The sequence below is a fragment of the Rhodoplanes roseus genome (assembly GCF_003258865.1).
Classification (GTDB): Bacteria; Pseudomonadota; Alphaproteobacteria; order Rhizobiales; family Xanthobacteraceae; genus Rhodoplanes; species Rhodoplanes roseus.
This window is the reverse complement of the sequence record NZ_NPEX01000999.1, coordinates 1-240: the sequence shown is the minus strand read 5'-3', so window position 1 is coordinate 240 and position 240 is coordinate 1. Positions and strand designations below refer to the sequence as shown.

Genomic DNA, 240 nt, shown 5'->3' with positions numbered 1-240 from the left:
GATCGGCAACCCTTTCGGTGTCGGACAGACGGTGACAAGTGGCATCGTTTCGGCGGTGGCACGCACCGAGGTCGGCATCTCCGACATGGCGTTCTTCATTCAGACCGATGCGGCGATCAATCCGGGCAATTCCGGTGGTGCGTTGATCGATGTGAAGGGGCGGCTTGTCGGGATCAATTCGGCGATCTTTTCGCGTTCCGGGGGCTCGAACGGGATCGGCTTTGCGATTCCCTCGAACAT

Annotated in this window: 1 protein-coding gene; it reads left to right on the top strand. The window is 59.6% G+C overall.

The genetic code is table 11. The features are described 5' to 3' along the window. A partial coding sequence (locus CH341_RS33340; RefSeq protein WP_146604836.1) for a trypsin-like peptidase domain-containing protein occupies positions 1-240 on the top strand: 240 nt, incomplete at both ends.